Source organism: Chamaesiphon sp. OTE_20_metabat_361 (assembly GCF_031364565.1).
Map to the genome: position 1 here is coordinate 1 of NZ_JANLWO010000857.1, position 1,989 is coordinate 1,989.

At 49.1% G+C, this 1,989-nt stretch carries 1 protein-coding gene, 1 tRNA gene and 1 pseudogene; 1 reads left to right on the forward strand and 2 read right to left on the reverse strand.

From position 1 onward, the window contains the following. Positions 1-323: 323 nt before the first annotated feature. Positions 324-396: transfer RNA gene (locus RMO35_RS24105), tRNA-Glu, on the reverse strand. A gap of 172 nt (positions 397-568) precedes the next feature. Between RMO35_RS24105 and RMO35_RS24110 the strand changes: the two genes are divergently transcribed. After that, complete coding sequence (locus tag RMO35_RS24110) at positions 569-1,741, forward strand: histidinol-phosphate transaminase (RefSeq protein WP_309745114.1); 1,173 nt, start codon at positions 569-571, stop codon at positions 1,739-1,741. 116 nt (positions 1,742-1,857) lie between these two features. Here the strand turns inward: RMO35_RS24110 and RMO35_RS25500 are convergent. After that, positions 1,858-1,989, reverse strand: a pseudogene (locus RMO35_RS25500) (GntR family transcriptional regulator); the annotation flags it as partial.

Sequence of the window (1,989 nt, forward strand, 5' to 3'; positions counted from 1 at the left end):
CCCTCGTCCCCCACAACCCCCCACCCCCCCACCCCCCAAAAAGATAACCACAAAACAACAAAAACAAATAAAAAACAAACAAAAAAAGCCCGGTTGTGGGGTTTTTGAAGTGTGGCGTATTTTTTTTATAAACAAGGGGCGGGGGGGACTGGGGGAGTTAGTGAGATGCGGAGATCTACCCACCCCGCCCTGTCGGGCACCCCTCCGAGGAGGGGATTTTGTTCCCTAAAGCCTAAAACCCAAAGCCTAAAGCCTAAACAATACGCCATGCAAAAAGAGGTCAAACATTTACTGTCTAACCTCTTTTTGAGTTGATGTCTAAATAGCCCTAAGGGAATTCGAATCCCTGTCGCCTCCGTGAAAGGGAGGTGTCCTAGGCCTCTAGACGATAGGGCCGTGTTTTAGACACCTATCAATATAGGAGATATTTAAAGCCATGTCAATACCCAAATCGAACTTTTTTGACGATCGAATATTTAAGCGATCCCTCAATTGTGATGGAGATCGATCTATGATGGAAATTCACAACTCGACGATCGTCCTCGAAGAGGCTTTGCCCACGCTTACTATGACTACGACTCCTCTCTATAGCCCCGCTAGCGGCGTTACCCCGTTACCCTTCATTCGGAGCGAACTTGCAAGTTTACAGGCCTACACGCCGCATCCTAGTGGCAGCGAAGGGCAATCCGTGGCAATAGAGATCGATCGCGTAGACACGAATGAGAATCCTTACGATCTGTCTGTAGAGTTGAAGCAAAAATTGGCGCAGACGTGGCATGACGAGATCGAGAGCAATCGTTATCCTGACGGGGGACACCAGACGCTCAAAGCGGCGATCGCGGGTTATGTGGCAGAATCAGCCGGACTGGAAGATTGCCTCCTCCCCAGTCAGATTAGCGTCGGCAATGGCTCGGATGAGTTGTTGCGATCGATTCTGATTGCGACTTGTGTTGGTGGCGGGGGGAGTATCTTAGTCTCGGGGCCGACATTTAGCATGTATGGTATTTTGGCACAGACATTAGGTGTGCCAGTGGTGAGTATCGATCGCACTGCAAATTTTGAAGTCGATTTAGCAGCAGCGCGAGCGGCGATTAGCCATCCTCAAGGCGCACCGATTCGGGTGGTATTTATGGTGCATCCTAATTCACCGACTGGGAATGCGCTCACGGCTGCGGAACTAGACTGGATGAGGGATTTACCGTCAGATATTTTAGTAGTCGTCGATGAGGCTTATTTTGAATTTAGTCAACATACGGTGGTGTCCGAATTAGCCGCGCACCCAAATTGGATCGTCCTGCGGACATTTTCCAAAGCCTTTCGACTGGCGGCGCATCGTGTGGGCTATGCGATCGGACACGTACAGCTAATAGCTACTCTCGAACGCGTCCGCTTACCTTATAATTTGCCAAGTATTTCCCTCGCCGCTGCCGAACTAGTATTACAACATCGTCAGTCATTACTGGCTGTCATTCCCGAGCTACTGAGCGAACGCGATCGGTTATTCAACGCCTTAGCCAAGATTGACATGGTTAAAGTCTGGCGTAGTGATGCTAACTTTCTCTACGTGCGGCTGCTGGGAGTGGAAAATCTAGAAATAGCATTGGCAGATTTAGTGGCAGGTTTAAAAGCGATCGGGACATCGATCCGGCATACTGGCGGCGGATTGCGGATTTCGATCGGGACTCCAGCCGAAAACGATCGCACTGTCGCACGGATTACTCAGTTATTAACCCGATCTTAATTTAATTGAGAATTGAGAATTGAGAATTGAGAATTGAGAATTGAGAATTGAGAATTGAGAATTGAAAATTGCGGATGCTAAGCTGAAGCCCTACCCTCCACCCTCTACCCTCTCATCTAAACTAACCCTAATTCGCGCTTGAGCAGATTGATAGATTTCAAACCGATGTAGCTTTCGCTTTCGACGACTTGGGGAATTCGCATTAGATCGTCGCCAGCAGCTTCGATCGCGTGATGGACGATCCGAAG